This is a genomic window from Corynebacterium sp. HMSC074C04 (genome assembly GCF_001838295.1).
In the GTDB taxonomy this organism is placed as follows: domain Bacteria; phylum Actinomycetota; class Actinomycetes; order Mycobacteriales; family Mycobacteriaceae; genus Corynebacterium; species Corynebacterium amycolatum.
In genome coordinates this window covers 883,622-899,226 of the sequence record NZ_KV836272.1, presented here as the reverse complement: position 1 = coordinate 899,226, position 15,605 = coordinate 883,622, and the positions used below count along the sequence as shown (strand labels likewise).

Sequence of the window (15,605 nt, the reverse complement as noted above, 5' to 3'; positions counted from 1 at the left end):
GACTTAGACAGCCACCTGACCGCGAATCAGAGGATGCGGGTCGTAGCCGATGACCTCGATGTCCTCGTAAGCGTAGTCGAAAATGCTGTCGGCCTTCCGAAGCTTCAGCGTGGGATAGGGGCGTGGCTCACGGGAGACCTGCAGTTCGCACTGTTCAATGTGGTTGTCATAGATGTGGCAATCACCACCGGTCCAGATGAACTCACCAACATCCAAGCCCGCCTGCTGCGCCATCATGTGCGTCAACAGTGCATAGGAAGCGATGTTAAATGGCACGCCCAGGAACATGTCCGCGCTGCGCTGGTAGAGCTGGCAGCTGAGCTTGCCATCTGCGACGTAGAACTGGAACAGCAGATGGCATGGCGGCAGCGCCATATTGGAAATCTCGGAGACATTCCAGGCGCTGACGATGTTACGGCGGCTATCCGGGTTGGACTTCAAAGTCTCCAGCGCCTGTGCAATCTGGTCGATGTGGTGCCCATCCGGAGTGGGCCAGGAGCGCCACTGCACGCCATAGACCGGGCCGAGGTCGCCGTTGTCGTCTGCCCACTCATCCCAAATAGTCACTCCGCGGTCCTGGAGCCACCGGACGTTTGAATCGCCGCGGAGGAACCACAGCAGCTCGTACACGATGGACTTCAGGTGCACCTTTTTAGTGGTGATCAGCGGGAAGCCCTCGCTCAGATCAAAGCGCAGTTGGCGGCCGAACACTGAGCGAGTGCCCGTGCCAGTGCGGTCTGATTTCGCTGCTCCGTCAGCGAGAATTTCGCGCAGCAAATCCTCGTACGGAGTCTTAATGCCCTGATGAGGCTGTGTCGTGATGTCAGTGGAGTCGGTCATAGCCGCCCTAACTTACCTACTTCTGCTCTTGATTCTTGAATTCCTTCACCGCTGCCAGAATCTCCTCCGACAGGTCCGGTCGGCAGAACAGCATATCCGGCAGGAAAGTATCGACATTATTGTAGGTCGGCGCGGAGCCGTCTAGGCGGCTGACATGCAAACCGGCGGACTTAGCGACACCAACCGGCGCTGCCGAGTCCCACTCGTACTGACCACCGTCGTGGATGTAGGCGTCGTAGTCACCGAGCAGCACGTGCATTGCCTTCGCGCCAGCGGAGCCCATCTCCACCAGCTCCATGCCCAGCTTGTCAGCGACGTACTTCGCCACAGCCGGTGGGCGAGTACGCGATACGACAATCTTGCCCGCACGCGGCCCCTGCACAGCCTTGGCCTCACCCGTGTGGAAAACCTGGCCGTGATCCGGCAGACCAACAGCAGCGTGGGTCGGCTGACCGTCCTCTACCAGAGCGACATGAACTGCCCAGTCCTGACGGCCCGAAGCAAACTCTCGAGTGCCATCGAGTGGGTCAATGATCCACACACGCTTTGAGTCCAGGCGCTCACGGTTATCCGCGGCTTCCTCCGACAGCAGTCCGTCGTCCGGACGGTGCTGCTCCAGTACGCGGGCAATCCACTCCTGTGCCAGTGCGTCGCCGGCATCTCCCAGAATGCGGCCACGCAGCAGGCCTACGTTGCGGACACCCTTGAGAATTTCACTGGCGCCCACGGCAAGTCGATAGGCAAGAACATCATCTTCAATGTAGGCAGACATGACTTAGATACTATTCACTTTTTCCCAACCCCGCTTTACGACGAGATGCCGCGACTTATTCTCACCGCAGCCAGGTGGCCTCATTGGCTTAGCTCCAGACCTTGCGCAGGTGTTAGTTGAGCCTTGCTAGCTCCAGTTGCCGACTACGCATCCTGACTAGACTTAAGTGGCATGAAGACCTTGCTGAATATCATTTGGCTTTTGTTCGGTGGCCTGTGGCCAATGTCAAGATGATCCCGGTGACCTGCTTCCCATTTGGCAAGGAGATTGTTAAGGGCTATCGCGCTGACGGTTACGCGGTGAAGATTTAGGGGGATACAAATAACAAAAGTCCGCCCGCAGCGAGAAGCCGAGGGCGGGCTGTTAGCTATTTAGGCCAGCTGTCTAAGAGCCGCTAGCGCTTATCTCGGTACCACGTCAGCAGCGCATCGGTGGAAGTATCGCCAGAATCCGGTGCTACTTCACCAGTGACCGCAGGCAGCAGGTCACCGGCCTGCTGCTTGCCCAGCTCCACGCCCCACTGGTCGAAGGAGTTCAGGCCCCAGACAATGCCCTCGACGAAAGTGATGTGCTCGTAGAGTGCAATCAGCGCACCGACAGCGTCCGGGGTCAGTTCCTCGGCCATGATGGTCGTGGTCGGACGGTTACCCGGCATGACCTTGTGCTCTACGAGTTCCTCGGCAACGCCCTCTGCGCGAATTTCTTCTGCGGTCTTACCGAAGGCCAGCACCTTGGTCTGTGCGAAGAAGTTACTCATCAGTAGGTCGTGCATGGAACCTTCGCCAGATGCCGTCGGCAGATCCTGGCGTGGGCGGGCAAAGCCGATGAAGTCAGCCGGAACCAGGCGAGTTCCCTGGTGAAGGAGCTGGAAGAAAGCGTGCTGGCCGTTCGTTCCCGGCTCACCCCAGAAGATTTCTCCGGTGTTGTAGTCCACCCTCTTGCCGTCGGTACGCACGGACTTACCGTTCGATTCCATGGTGAGCTGCTGAAGGTACGCCGGGAAGCGAGAGAGATCCTCGGAGTAGGGCAGCACGGCATGCGACTGAGCGTCGAGGAAGTTCGAGTACCAAACATTCAGCATGCCCATCAGCACCGGCACGTTCTGCTCCAGCGGAGCGTTGAGGAAGTGCTCATCCATTGCGCGGAAGCCCTGCAGGAAGCGCATGAAGTCCATCGGACCAACGACGGCCATGATGGACAGGCCGATGGCGGAGTCGACGGAGTAGCGGCCGCCGACCCAGTCCCAGAAGCCAAACATGTTCTCAGTGTCGATGCCGAATTCGGCGACCTTTTCGGCATTCGTGGAAACGGCAACGAAGTGCTTGGCGACGGCTTCTTCGCTACCCAGCTGCTGGATAAGCCAGCGGCGAGCTGCGTGAGCGTTGGAGAGCGTCTCCTGCGTGGTGAAGGTCTTGGAAGCGACGATAAACAGCGTGGACTCCGGATCGACCTCATCCAGAACTGCCTGCAGATCAGACGGGTCAACGTTAGAGACAAAGCGGGCATCAATGCCGGCAGTGGCGTAGGTGCGCAGCGCCTTGGTCACCATTGCCGGGCCCAAGTCGGAGCCACCGATGCCGATGTTGACCACAGTCTTAATAGTGTGACCCGTGTATCCCAGCCAGTCTCCACTGCGGAGGCTGCGAGCGAAATCGCGCATGCGGCCGAGCACCTCATGCACGTCGGCAGCGACATCCTGGTCACCGACGGTCAGATTTTCCTCTGCTGGCAGGCGCAGCGCGGTGTGCAGCACGGAGCGGTTTTCAGTGGTGTTGATCTTGTCACCGCGGAACATCTTCTCGCGTGCTTCTTCGATGCCAGCTGCACGAGCGAGCTCAACCAGCTCGGCAAAACCGTCGAGGCACATCAAGTTCTTGGAAAGGTCAACGTGGAGAGTGCCCGCATCGAAAGTCAGCTTCTCAGTGCGGCCATCTTCATTGGCGAAAAGCTCACGCAGCGAGGTGGCGCGAACATTGTCCACGCGCTTAGCTAGCTGAGCCCACTGTTCGGTTGCGGTGATATCTACAGTCATTCCTGCTCCCAGGTAATTTTTGACGAAATGCACTTTATACCTCCCCAGACTAGTTACGTTTTGGCGCTCTCGCCGGGCGGCAGGATTCGACCAGGCGTGACCGCAATCTGCCAGCAACTCGATTCCGCGGTGCCTATGCTTCGCCTATGCACCGACCATCCGTCGACTATCCGCCATCTACGAGCCCCTAGCCCGCTTCAGCAAAGGCACCTACCCTGGAAAATATGACTGATTTCACCCCTGATTACGACAACATCCTCAAAGACGTCCCCACAGGCCTTCTCCTCGGCGGCGAGTTCCGTCCCGCGTCGAATGGCGAGACCTTCGATGTCATTAATCCCGCCACCGATAAACCGCTGGTCAAGGTCGCATCTGCCACCGAAGAGGACGCTCAGCGGGCGCTTGACAACGCCGTCGCAGCCCAGAAGGAGTGGAAGGTAACCTCGCCCCGCAAGCGCAGCGAGATTCTGTACCGCGCTTTTGAACTCATCCGTCGGGATGCAGACAAGTTGGCCCAGCTGCAGTCCCTGGAGATGGGCCGTGCGTTGCCGGATTCCAAGGCTGAGGTCGGCTACGGTGGCGAGTTTTTTCGTTGGTTCGCTGAGGAGGCCGTGCGTATCTCCGGCGATTACCGAATTTCTCCGAGCGGGACCTCGCGCGTCGCGGTGATTAAGCAGCCGGTCGGCCCGGTTTTGGCTATTACGCCGTGGAATTTCCCACTGGCTATGGGTACTCGCAAGATCGCCCCGGCACTCGCCGCCGGCTGCCCGGTCATTATTAAGCCCGCGTCCAAAACTCCTCTGACCATGCTCTACCTGGGCAAACTGCTTACCGAGGCCGGCGTCCCCGCAGGCGTGATCTCCGTGCTGCCAACAGGACACTCAGCCAACGTTTCGGCCCTCCTTTCCGATGACCGCCTGCGCAAGTTCACTTTCACCGGTTCCACCGAAGTTGGCCAGATGCTCGCCGCGAAGGCCGCGGAAACCTCGATGAAGGTCTCCCTTGAACTCGGCGGAAATGCACCGTTTGTCATTCTCTCTGATGGCGATGTCGATAAGGCTGTGCAGGCAGTCAGTGACGCCAAGCTCCGCAATGGCGGCCAGGTGTGTATCGCCCCGAATCGCTTTATTGTTCATGAATCCAAGAAGGATGCGTTCGTCGAGGGCGTCGTCAAGCGTTTTGCGGAGCTGAAGTTGGGCGAGGGCACCGACCCTGCGACGGACCTTGGGCCACTCGCGCTGCGCGATCAACAGGAAAAGGTTCGTGATCTGGTTGACGATGCGGTCAAGCGCGGTGCGAAGGTCGAGTGCGGCGGCAAGATTCCAGATCTCGGCGGCGCGCTTTCCGACGGCTACTTTTTCGAGCCCACAGTTCTGACCGATGTGCCCGAGGATGCGGATATTGTCCGCGAAGAGATTTTCGGTCCGGTGGTTGCGGTGACGACCTTCACGGACGATGACCGGGCGATTGAGCAGGCAAATGACACCATCTTTGGTTTGGCTGCATATGTGTTCAGTGAGAATCTGACCAAGGCGCTCGGTGCGGCAGAGGCAGTGGAGTCCGGCATGGTTGCGGTCAATAAGGGCTCGCTGTCGGACCCGTCGGCGCCGTTCGGTGGTGTCAAGCAGTCCGGCCTTGGACGTGAGGGCGGCTTCACCGGTATCGATGAGTTCCTAGAGGAAAAGCTGATTTCCCTGGAAGGCTAGCCGGACAGGTAGTTGGCGAGGGTTAGCCCAGGCGACCGCGTCCCATGCGCAGCAGAGCCGATGCGATCGCTGGGCCCTCTGGGCCAAGGGCGTCACGGAACTCGTTGATGATCTGCACCTCTCGGCCGTGCACGAGACGCGTGCCGCCAGATCCCAGGCGGGTTTTGCCGACGGCCTTACTGATTGCGGTGCGGCGTTGAATGGCATCGATAATCAGCCCGTCAAGGCGGTTGATTTCCTTGCGGTACTGTTCGATCTCCGCGGAGCTCAACGGGTCATCGGTGCCGGTGGGGGTGCGGACTTCAAAAGGGGATACTGCCGCAGCCTGTTGGCTGTGCTCAGCGCCGTTGGTGTTGTCGGTGTGTGCGGCGGGAGTGTCCGCAGGGTTTTCGCTCATAGTTCTTATTGTGCCAAAGGATTCGAACAGTCCAATCCGGGGGCTCGGCTACTGTAGTAGCCATCATGGGAAATGAAACTGGAATGTTGTTCGGGTCCTTCAATGCTGACGATGGCCGTCGTGGTGATAGCCATGGTGGTTCGAACCACGGTGAGTCGGGCGGTGCTACGCCTGGCCGTGGTGGGTTCGGCCACTTCGCCGGCGCTGGTAGCAATAGCGCGCCGAGTGGCGCTGCCAGCTTTGGCGGCGGTTTTGGCGGTGGCTTCGAGCCCAGTTTTGATTCAGAGTCGCTGTTAGAGGGGCTTAATCCGCAGCAGCGCCAAGCAGTGGAGCACATTGGCTCACCACTGTTGATTGTGGCTGGAGCGGGTTCGGGAAAGACGTCTGTGCTGACGCGCCGGATTGCATACCTGATTGGCGCGCGTGGGGTCCTGCCAAGTCAAATTTTGGCTATTACTTTTACCAATAAGGCCGCAGCCGAGATGCGCGAGCGTGTGGCTGGTCTGGTTGGTGACCAGGCGCAGCGTATGTGGGTGTCCACGTTCCACTCCATGTGTGTGCGCATCCTGCGCATGCAGCATGCGCTAGTACCGGGGCTTAATTCCAATTTCTCTATTTATGATTCGGACGACTCCCGGCGTTTGCTGTCCATGATTGCTAAGGACATGGACCTGGATGCCAAGAAGTTCACCGGCCGCGTGCTCTCGTCGCGTATCTCCAATCTCAAGAATGAATTGATTGACCCGGAGAAGGCCATCGCGGATGCCTCGACGACGCGCAATCCTTTTGATGACGTCGTTGCACGAGTTTACCTGGAGTACCAGACCAGGCTGCGGGCGGCTAATGCCGTGGACTTTGACGATCTAATCGGTGAGGTCGTTCGGATCTTCACCAATCACCCGCAGGTTGCAGAGTATTACCGTCGCCGCTTCCGGCATGTGTTGGTGGATGAGTACCAGGACACCAACCATGCGCAGTATGTTTTGGTCTCGACGCTCGTCGGCAAACCCGGTGGAGATGTGCCTCCGAGTGAGCTGTGTGTGGTGGGCGATTCGGACCAGTCCATTTATGCCTTCCGTGGTGCGACTATTCGAAATATTGAAGAGTTTGAAAAGGACTATCCCGAGGCCACGTCGATTCTGCTGGAGCAAAACTATCGCTCGACGCAGACGATTCTGTCGGCGGCCAATGCGTTGATTGCGCGGAATGAGAATCGCCGGGAGAAGAAGCTGTGGACCGATCTCGGTGAGGGCGGCAAGATCAAGGGCTACGTGGCGGACAATGAGCACGATGAAGCTCGGTTTATCGCTAACGAGATTGAGCAATTGGTCGACTACGGGCCGTACTCGTATTCGGATGTGGCGATTTTCTACCGCACCAATAATTCCTCCCGTGCGCTAGAGGATGTCTTCATTCGTATGGGCGTGCCGTACACGGTGGTTGGTGGCACCAGGTTTTATGAGCGTAAGGAAGTACGCGATATTGTCGCCTACCTGCGCGTTATCGAGAACTTCGACGATGATGTTTCGCTGCGTCGCATTATCAATACGCCGCGCCGCGGAATCGGTGACCGTGCGGTGGCGCATGTGTCTCTCTATGCCGAGGACGAGAGATGCTCGTTCGGCACGGCGCTACGTGCCGTAGCGGAGGGCAAGGTTCCGGCGGTGGCGGCGCGGAGTCGAAACGCGATGGCGGCGTTCGTCGAGATGATTGATGGCTTGGCGGCGGATATGGCATCCGGTGAGCTGGCCGATATCGGTGATCTGGTCAACGCGATTATTGATCGCAGTGGGTACAAGTCGGAGCTCGAGCGCTCCAATGATCCGCAAGATGCCACGCGACTGGACAACCTCAATGAGCTCGTCAGCGTTGCGCGGGAGTTCTCTGCAGAGGCGCGGATGATGGCGTCGGTGGATATTAGCGCTGATGTAAATGAAGGCTCTGGCGCTGCAACTGATGCTGAAAGCGGTGCTGATACTAGTGGCGAGTCCGAGGTGGAATCTGGAATCGCGAATGACCTCGCGCGTGATTTCACGGCCGACTTCGACAACGATGGGGAAGCGGAGCCGGGAAGTCTGCAGGCATTCCTCGAGCGAGTTTCTCTGGTCGCGGATGCGGACCAGATTCCGGATGATGACACCGGTGTAGTGACGTTGATGACGCTACATACGGCCAAGGGCCTGGAGTTTCCGGTGGTATTTCTCATTGGTTGGGAAGACGGACTGTTCCCGCACCTGCGCGCCCTAGGCGATCCGAAGGAGCTGGCCGAAGAGCGACGTCTGGCCTATGTGGGTATTACCCGAGCTCGCAAGCAGCTGTATCTCACGCGCGCTGTGACTCGGTCCTCGTGGGGTTCGCCGCAGAATAATCCGCCCTCACGTTTTCTGGGGGAAGTCCCAAGCGACCTGATTGATTGGCTGCGCGAGGCTCCGGCTCGAAGCTGGGGCTCCGGTTCTGGTGGTTTCGGCTCTGGAGGCTACGGCGCAGGCAGCGCGTTTGGTCGTGGCCATGGTGCCTCGTCGGGCTTCGGTTCCAGCTCGGGCTTCGGCTCTGGTGGATCCTCTAACTCTGGTGCGTCATCCCGAAAGAAGAATCAGGTCTTGCACCTAGAGCCCGGTGACAAGGTTGTTCACGACAAGTACGGCTTAGGCACTGTGCTTGAGGTCCAAGGGGCCGCGCCCCGGGCAACTGCGATGATTGACTTTGGATCCGCAGGTAAGGTCCGCATGATGCTTATCGGCGGCGTGCCCATGGAGAAGTTGTAAAAGAACAACCACCGCCCGATTGGCCGTCCCTACCTGCGGCCGTGCACGTGCCACTATCGCGTGGAGGCTACTTAGGCTTCTTCGCCGTCACCCAGCAGTTGATGGTGGCATCTTGCACTTCGGTGCCGTTGGCATCGGTCAGCACGATGGGGACGGAAAAATCTACCCCGCCAGTCTCCGGTGTGATGGTGGAGAAGTCCGGCAACTCAGCCTTGGCCACAGCCGTCAGGCCACCAACGGAGATGCGCTTGTAGTTCGTCGTCATGCCCTTTGGAACCCAGCGATGCGTTGTCGGTACGCTGGCCTCACAGAGCATGCCCATCGCGAATTCAGCGAGGTTACACGCAGCAATCGCATGCACGGACTTAATGTGATTACGCACGCCCCACCAAGCGGGCATGCGCGCTACCGCCAGTCCAGGCTGCATCGTCTCTAGCTTGGGGCAGATTGTGCGGAAATATGGCGCCGTCAATGCGGCGGTTAAGGAAAATAGACGCTTGCCGACGACCGGAGTCGCAGCCAACTTCTTCCACATGCGGAATGTTTGAGTCTCTGCCATGTGTCAAGGGTAAAGCCCCAGTGCCGGCGGCGATGCCGGTTTCTGAAAAATTGATTAGACGAGGCTTTCAGCCACGGTCAAACAGGGGGCCGGTGCACAAGTAGGGCCTTCGTAGAGCGGCCAGGCCTGCTCGTGCCTGTGCCGATACCTGATTAGTTCAGGCTCAGACCACGCTGGATGAACCAGGTCACCGGGTCGACCGGGGTGGTGCCATCCGGGTGAATCTCGAAGTGGAGGTGCGTACCGGTGGAGAAGCCGCGGTTACCCATACCGGCGATGACCTGGCCAGCTCGGACAGCTTCGCCGACAGCGACGTAGATGGACTCAATATGGCCGTAGACGGAAACAGAGCCGTCGTCATGGCGAACGCGGATCCACTGACCGTAGCCCTGAGCCGGGCCTGCATCGATAACAGTGCCGTCCATGACGGACATGATTGGGGTGTTGGTGACGTTAGCCAGGTCGACGCCGTAGTGGAAGGTTCCCCAGCGTGGACCGAACGGTGAGGTCAGCAGTCCCACAGTCGGGATGGAGAGCTTCGGAGCGCGGGCAGCCTGGTCGCGAGCAACGCGCTCCTGGTTGTACTGCAACGCCGTAGCGAGGTGGTCGCTGAGGTTAGTGCTCGGATTGAAGGAGCTGGAGGCCAGCACCATCGGAGCATTGTTCTTCGGCTGAGCAGCGCGGGTCTGAGTCGAAGCTGAGTTCTCCGGAGCCTTATTCTCGGTCTCAGCTGCGTGGGCGACCGCGTTGGAAGAAGCAATCGTCGATGCGGACAGTGCGACCAGTGCTGCGCGAGAAGTTGCGGAAACCTCTACCTTGCGGTGCTTTCCGCCTCCGCGACGAGCATTGAAAAACGTCACTTCAATCTCCCTGCCAACGAAACTCTTTGTAACCCAACTGTTATCTAACTTCTGCGATAATAACGGTTCGATATAGGGCAAGCAACTCATATTTAGAGAACTTGTTCACTAATTTGTCAGTTTCAGTTCAATAGAGCCGTGCTGCGACCGTGGGGCTGTTGTCTTGTATCACGGATCCGGTGAAGCGCAACCGGTGTGTTGCCAGGGGATTTATGGCGGATGCCCCTTAATCGAGGGGGTGGGTAGGGAGGTCGGCAAGTAGTTTCCGGGTGAACTAAGGGTGTGGTAGCGGGGGTGACAAAAGGTAACCCATCGACGTTGACAAATGGAAACCAACGGCGAAGCCACTTTGGGGGGGGGACAGCGGAGGAGGTCGGACTCAACGGATACCGTCCGTCCTGGGATCCGTACCTTCAAATTAGACTCTGCAATGCCTAAACAAAGAGGCGTTGTATGTATGGCACTATATGGCCATGGCTGTGACGCACCCTTGCGTGGCACCCTATCTATATAGGTGGGCAATCAGCTGTCAATGATTAGACGCGGGAAGGACGATGTCACTGTGAAAGGCGCGGATTCGCGGAGAGGTTCCTCCGGTAGCGATCGAAATCGGCGAAGCCGCACCGGTGCCGGTGGCAGCGGCGGTGGTTCCCGTAGCGTCCGCAGTGAGCACAGTGAGCGCACTGCCCGCGCATGGCAGAACACGCAGGCCGGCCGGACTGGCGGTGCGCGCAGCGTCGGTGCCGACAGCAATCGAGGCGCCACGACGAAGATGAAAGCGGGGGGCTCCGGAACGTCGTCACGCAAGGGGCGTCCCTCGGGGGTCCGTCGTTTCATTAACTCTCCCCGTGTGCGCCGGTTTGGGCTGTCTGTTGCCGGTTCTTACGGCGTCGTATTGCTGTTCATCATCTCGGTAGCTCTGATTGGCGTCATCGTCAGCGGCGCTGGAATGTCTCCGCTTCCAGCGAGTATCGCGTCGCTGTGGATGATGTTTAACCTTGCCCCGTTCCGCTTTAACGGCACGACGCTGGGGCTCACGCCGGCGCTACCCGCAGTGCTGACGGTGGCATTCATCGCTTGGCGGGTGCGCCGCGAGGTCGCTGACCGCATCAGCATCAAGGACGTGCGCGCGTTGGTCGGCGCGTATCTGGGCACGCCCATTGTTCTCACCATCATCGCGTGGCTCATGCTTTACGACGCGTCGAAGGTGTTTCCCCGCGTTCAGACCCCCAGTTTCGGTCTGGCGATTGCGGCTGCGCTGCTCGTAAATCTCGTGGCCTTGGTGCTGGGAATGGGGCAGCGGTTGCTGCGTGCACTACTGCTGCGCCGGAAGTTGCCGGAATGGTTGCTCGGGTCTGCGCGACTGGCGGTCAGCTACGTGGCATGGCTGTGGCTGGGCGGTGTTGCGGTGACACTCGTTTCGCTGATTTGGCATCGAGAGTTGCTGGCAGAGACATTTGCAATCACGGATACCGCCGGTGAAAGTGTTGCGGTCAGCGGTCTCTCGCTGCTTTACCTGCCGAATGTAGCCTTCGGTGCTGTCGGTGTGCTGGTAGGTGGAAAATCGACCTTCGGGCCTGCGGAGGCTGGACTATTCGCAGTGCACCCGGCTCAGCTGCCACCCCTGCCGATTTTGGCTGCCATGCCTCAGTCGCTGGCGCACTGGGCTTTCGGAGTGCTGATTGTGCTACCGCCAGCCGTCGCAGCTTGGCGCGTCGTGGCATTCCTGAAGAAATCTGCACCGAAGCAGCCCTACCTGGTCGTCGTTCTCGCTGCCGTGTGGTCAATCATGTTCCTCATGGGGCTGGCTTGGCTGCTCGGCGGTGAGGTTGGCATCTTTGGGTGGGCCGGTGCCTCCTGGTGGCTGACTGGACTGCTCGGCTCGATGTGGCTGGTTGTTCCGGGGGCCATCGTGGTTGTTGCGATGACCGGTGTGCCGTCACTTGGTAGGGACAAGGGAGTCTCGGAAGTGGCCGCAGAAAAGTTCCCGCCGAAGCCTGCGGGAGATGGAAACGGTCATGCTGAGGCTGAGGATGCCGGCGACGCCGATAAGTCCGACAATGACGGGGACAGCTCGGAGGAGTCAGAGGAGTCGGAGGAGATTGTCGACGGGGAAGTCGTAGCGACCTCCGAAGATGAAGTCGAGTCCGACACAGAGGAGGAATCAGAGTCCGGTGCTGAGTCTGAAGATGCTTCAGAAGACGCTGAGGAATCGGACGACTCTGAAGAGGATTCGGAAAGCGCCGCAGGCGGAGGAGAGTCGAGCGAAGTAGATGCGACCGATGAGGGTGAATCCGATGAGGACACCGAAGACTCGGAGGAGGGCGGCGACGGGGAACCGTCGTCAAGCCAAAAGAGCTAAGCCAACTTAGGGGGAGCGGAATTTGGGGTCTCTGTCGGGCTGGGTAAGCTAAACGCCGTGACTGAAGCACAGCCCGTCGCAGAAATTTCGCACAATAATTCCTCCAGCAAGCAGCTCCGCATCGTAGTCCTGGCCTCTGGCCTGGGCTCCCTTTTGCAGTCGATGCTGGAACTGCTGGACGCTGAAAAAGTTCAGATTGTCGCGGTTGGTTCGGACAAGGATTGTCCGGCGCTGGAGAGGGCTCAAAACCTCAATATCCCAACTTTTCGGGTGCCTTTCGATGCTGAGGCAAAGAAGGACCGAGAAGGTTGGGATATTCGTGTTTTAGAGGCCGTGAACAGTTTTTCGCCGGATATCGTTGTCTCGGCGGGTTTCATGCGCATTCTGGGGCCATCATTTGTGGAGGCCTACAGCAATCGCATCATTAATACGCACCCTGCGCTGCTGCCGTCCTTCCCAGGGGCGCGTGCGGTACCGGATGCACTTGACTACGGGGTGAAGGTCACCGGCACGACCGTGCATATTGTTGATAATGGAGTGGACACCGGGCCGATTCTGGCGCAGCAGCCAGTGGCCGTCGAGGACGACGACACGGTGGAGACCCTGCACGAACGAATCAAGGTTGTCGAACGCCGACTCCTGGTTGATGTATTGCACTCGATTGCCGATCACGGAATTGAGCGTGACGGACGAAAGGCTTATCTGAAATGACCAACGACAACACGCAGCGTAAACCGATCAAGCGCGCTCTGATTAGCGTCTACGACAAGACTGGGCTCGAGGAGCTGGCTCGCGACCTGCACGAGGCTGGCGTGGAAATCGTTTCCACCGGTTCCACGGCTGGCAAGATTGCTGCAGCTGGCGTGCCTGTGACCCCGGTTGAGGATCTCACTGGTTTCCCGGAGTGTCTCGAGGGCCGTGTGAAGACGCTGCACCCGCGTGTTCACGCCGGTATTCTGGCTGATACTCGCAAGGAAGACCACCTGGCTCAGCTGAAGGAGCTCGGTGTGGAGGCTTTCCAGCTCGTTGTCGTTAATCTGTACCCGTTCCGGGAGACCGTTGCCTCGGGCGCTTCCTACGACGAGTGCGTGGAGCAGATCGACATTGGAGGCCCGTCGATGGTTCGCGCTGCGGCGAAGAACCATCCGTCGGTCGCCATCGTCGTCGACCCGGCTCGTTACGGCGATGTCGCTACCGCCGTGAAGGAAGGCGGCTTCACCCTCGAGCAGCGCCGTGAGTTCGCTCGCGACGCTTTCCTGCACACCGCTGATTACGACGCAGCTGTGTCCAACTGGTTTGTTGAGCAGCTCGGTAGCGCTGAGGGATCCACGCCGACCCCGCTGCGCTACGGCGAGAACTCTCACCAGTCGGCAACTCTGACCCGCATTGGTACCAAGGGGCTGGCAAACGCCAAGCAGCTGAACGGCAAGGAGATGTCGTACAACAACTACCAGGATGCCGACGCCGCATGGCGTGCCGCCTGGGATCACGAGCGTCCGTGTGTGGCAATCATCAAGCACGCTAACCCGTGCGGCATCGCAGTCTCGGATGAGTCCATCGCCGCAGCTCACCGCGCAGCTCACGCATGTGACTCGATGTCCGCATTCGGCGGTGTCATCGCCGTCAACCGCGAGGTCTCCGTTGAGATGGCCGAACAGGTCAAGGACATCTTCACCGAGGTCATCGTCGCTCCGTCCTACGAAGACGGTGCCGTTGAGGTACTGAAGGCCAAGAAGAATCTGCGTATTCTCGTCGCCGAGTACGAAGCACCGACCACCGAGAACAAGTTCATCTCGGGTGGTCTGCTTACCCAGGATCCGGATACTTACCAGGCAGAGGGAGATAAGCCGGAGAACTGGGAGCTGGCCACCGGCGAGGCATTGAATGCTGAAGAGCTGGCTGAGCTCGAGTTTGCATGGCGCTCCGTCCGCGCTGTGAAGTCCAACGCCATCCTGCTGTCCAAGAACAACGCCACCGTCGGCGTCGGCATGGGCCAGGTCAACCGCGTGGACTCCGCAAAGCTCGCCGTTGAGCGCGCAAATACGCTTGCCGACGGAGAAAACCGTACCCAGGGGGCCTACGCTGCGTCCGATGCCTTCTTCCCGTTCGCTGACGGTCTGCAGGTCCTGATTGATGCCGGTGTGAAGGCAGTTGTCCAGCCAGGTGGCTCCATCCGTGACGAAGAGGTCATCGCTGCTGCCAAGGAAGCTGGCATCACTATGTACATGACAGGTACTCGCCACTTCTTCCACTAATTCCTTGCTGGATTAGGGGCTAACCGCCGCGGTGCTAACTATCACCTCGGCGGTTTTTCTCTACCCGGACGTGTGGGGACCTGTGGGCGAGGATGTGTGTCTGTTGTCGAGCCGTGGTCTATGTGAACACACGCTGAGGGCGGGCGCTGGTGGTAATTATGCAGACGAAATGGCTCCAATGCGTTTAACATAAGGGCTTATGTCACGTAGAACCGAAGCGCGACGGCGTCGAGAAGCAGAGATTCTCTCCGCTGCTGCTGCGATCCTGGCCGACCGAGGGTTTCATCAGACTCGGTTGGAGGATGTTGGCTCCGCTGTTGGCATTTCTGGCCCAGCTCTTTACCGCTACTTCAGCGGCAAGGAAGAGCTGTTGGCGCAGATCCTCATCGATATTTCTATCCGACTTGTCGATGGTGCGCGAGCAGTTCTCGATCGAGCAAAGAGCAATGATTGGGGTCCAGAGGAGACTCTTCGGGGCCTCCTTGCGCATCACGTGCATTTTGCAGTCACGGAGCCCGATCGCATTCGTGTCCAAGAACGCGAAGGCGGAAATCTAGCGCCAGAGCAGAGCGCAAAAGTGCGTTCCTTGCAGCGTCTTTACATGGTCTTATGGGTGGACGCTCTGCGTGAACTACAGCCCGAACTCACCTCCGACGAGGCGCAGCTTAAAGTCCAGCTCACCGCTGGGTTGATTAACTCTTCCAGACATGTGCTCAAATGGGCGGGTCCCGAGGCGACAAGGGATAATGCCTTTGAGATGGCCCTTGCTGCGCTGGGCATTAACAACCAATAATCCGTATTTATTCTTGTGCCGTCTGGCCTCACTGTGCTCAGCAGTGTGAGGTCAGGCGGTTTTATTGTGTGGAGCGGTCGGTCTTATCCAAGTGAATTTACCCCCGAAACAGATTTCTAGGACAAACTTAAATCTCTATTGGAAACATGTTGTGACCTCAGGGAGGGGTGTGTACTTCAAGCTGTCTGAAAGGCATCCGGGGGTAAAAGTATGACCTAGGAAACAAAACTTGTTGTGAAGTGACTGTGGTCACATTAACCTTTC

General features: G+C 58.7%; 12 protein-coding genes. 6 read left to right on the top strand and 6 right to left on the bottom strand.

What is annotated here, in order from left to right:
* Positions 1-3: 3 nt before the first annotated feature.
* The 3 genes from HMPREF3011_RS08335 to pgi form a co-directional block, all read right to left on the bottom strand.
* Complete coding sequence (locus HMPREF3011_RS08335; protein WP_049182304.1) at positions 4-840, bottom strand: thymidylate synthase; 837 nt, start codon at positions 838-840, stop codon at positions 4-6.
* 16 nt (positions 841-856) lie between these two features.
* On the bottom strand, positions 857-1,612 hold the full coding sequence (locus tag HMPREF3011_RS08330) for a 3'(2'),5'-bisphosphate nucleotidase CysQ (RefSeq protein WP_038627816.1): 756 nt from the start codon (positions 1,610-1,612) through the stop codon (positions 857-859).
* A 394-nt stretch (positions 1,613-2,006) separates the two neighbouring features.
* Entirely contained in the window at positions 2,007-3,644 is a 1,638-nt protein-coding gene (pgi, locus tag HMPREF3011_RS08325; RefSeq protein WP_038627818.1) for a glucose-6-phosphate isomerase, read from the bottom strand.
* A 224-nt stretch (positions 3,645-3,868) separates the two neighbouring features.
* Between pgi and HMPREF3011_RS08320 the strand changes: the two genes are divergently transcribed.
* Positions 3,869-5,350 (top strand): NAD-dependent succinate-semialdehyde dehydrogenase, encoded by a 1,482-nt coding sequence (locus HMPREF3011_RS08320; protein ID WP_038627820.1) that lies wholly within the window; start codon positions 3,869-3,871, stop codon positions 5,348-5,350.
* Positions 5,351-5,372: 22 nt separating this feature from the next.
* On the opposite strand, the gene HMPREF3011_RS08315 is transcribed toward HMPREF3011_RS08320, so the two are convergent.
* Positions 5,373-5,747, bottom strand: a complete 375-nt coding sequence (locus tag HMPREF3011_RS08315) for a chorismate mutase (RefSeq protein ID WP_038627823.1) — start codon at positions 5,745-5,747, stop codon at positions 5,373-5,375.
* 65 nt (positions 5,748-5,812) lie between these two features.
* On the opposite strand from HMPREF3011_RS08315, the gene HMPREF3011_RS08310 reads away from it, so the two are divergent.
* Positions 5,813-8,512, top strand: a complete 2,700-nt coding sequence (locus tag HMPREF3011_RS08310) for a UvrD-helicase domain-containing protein (protein WP_038627825.1) — start codon at positions 5,813-5,815, stop codon at positions 8,510-8,512.
* Between the two features lie 67 nt (positions 8,513-8,579).
* On the opposite strand, the gene HMPREF3011_RS08305 is transcribed toward HMPREF3011_RS08310, so the two are convergent.
* Entirely contained in the window at positions 8,580-9,071 is a 492-nt protein-coding gene (locus HMPREF3011_RS08305; RefSeq protein ID WP_070841378.1) for a hotdog fold domain-containing protein, read from the bottom strand.
* Between the two features lie 152 nt (positions 9,072-9,223).
* Positions 9,224-9,931: a M23 family metallopeptidase gene (locus HMPREF3011_RS08300; protein WP_038627829.1), complete on the bottom strand. Its 708-nt coding sequence runs from the start codon at positions 9,929-9,931 to the stop codon at positions 9,224-9,226.
* Positions 9,932-10,463: 532 nt separating this feature from the next.
* Here HMPREF3011_RS08300 and HMPREF3011_RS08295 point away from each other — a divergent pair.
* The 4 genes from HMPREF3011_RS08295 (at position 10,464) to HMPREF3011_RS08280 (ending at position 15,341) form a co-directional block, all read left to right on the top strand.
* A complete protein-coding gene (locus HMPREF3011_RS08295) occupies positions 10,464-12,293 on the top strand; it encodes a cell division protein PerM (RefSeq protein ID WP_070841377.1) in 1,830 nt (609 codons plus the stop codon).
* 57 nt (positions 12,294-12,350) lie between these two features.
* A complete protein-coding gene (purN, locus tag HMPREF3011_RS08290) occupies positions 12,351-13,004 on the top strand; it encodes a phosphoribosylglycinamide formyltransferase (protein WP_016422166.1) in 654 nt (217 codons plus the stop codon).
* Complete coding sequence (gene purH, locus HMPREF3011_RS08285; RefSeq protein ID WP_038627842.1) at positions 13,001-14,548, top strand: bifunctional phosphoribosylaminoimidazolecarboxamide formyltransferase/IMP cyclohydrolase; 1,548 nt, start codon at positions 13,001-13,003, stop codon at positions 14,546-14,548. The genes purN and purH overlap by 4 nt, the downstream gene beginning before the upstream one ends.
* Before the next feature lie 199 nt (positions 14,549-14,747).
* A complete protein-coding gene (locus tag HMPREF3011_RS08280; protein WP_038627845.1) occupies positions 14,748-15,341 on the top strand; it encodes a TetR/AcrR family transcriptional regulator in 594 nt (197 codons plus the stop codon).
* Positions 15,342-15,605: the final 264 nt, after the last annotated feature.

Excerpts from the sequence above, each read along its gene's own strand:
- HMPREF3011_RS08335 (WP_049182304.1), bottom strand. The coding sequence starts at position 840 with ATGACCGACTCCACTGACATCACGACACAGCCTCATCAGGGCATTAAG.
- HMPREF3011_RS08330 (WP_038627816.1), bottom strand. The coding sequence starts at position 1,612 with ATGTCTGCCTACATTGAAGATGATGTTCTTGCCTATCGACTTGCCGTG.
- pgi (WP_038627818.1), bottom strand. The coding sequence starts at position 3,644 with ATGACTGTAGATATCACCGCAACCGAACAGTGGGCTCAGCTAGCTAAG.
- HMPREF3011_RS08320 (WP_038627820.1), top strand. The coding sequence starts at position 3,869 with ATGACTGATTTCACCCCTGATTACGACAACATCCTCAAAGACGTCCCC.
- HMPREF3011_RS08315 (WP_038627823.1), bottom strand. The coding sequence starts at position 5,747 with ATGAGCGAAAACCCTGCGGACACTCCCGCCGCACACACCGACAACACC.
- HMPREF3011_RS08310 (WP_038627825.1), top strand. The coding sequence starts at position 5,813 with ATGGGAAATGAAACTGGAATGTTGTTCGGGTCCTTCAATGCTGACGAT.
- HMPREF3011_RS08305 (WP_070841378.1), bottom strand. The coding sequence starts at position 9,071 with ATGGCAGAGACTCAAACATTCCGCATGTGGAAGAAGTTGGCTGCGACT.
- HMPREF3011_RS08295 (WP_070841377.1), top strand. The coding sequence starts at position 10,464 with ATGATTAGACGCGGGAAGGACGATGTCACTGTGAAAGGCGCGGATTCG.
- purH (WP_038627842.1), top strand. The coding sequence starts at position 13,001 with ATGACCAACGACAACACGCAGCGTAAACCGATCAAGCGCGCTCTGATT.
- HMPREF3011_RS08280 (WP_038627845.1), top strand. The coding sequence starts at position 14,748 with ATGTCACGTAGAACCGAAGCGCGACGGCGTCGAGAAGCAGAGATTCTC.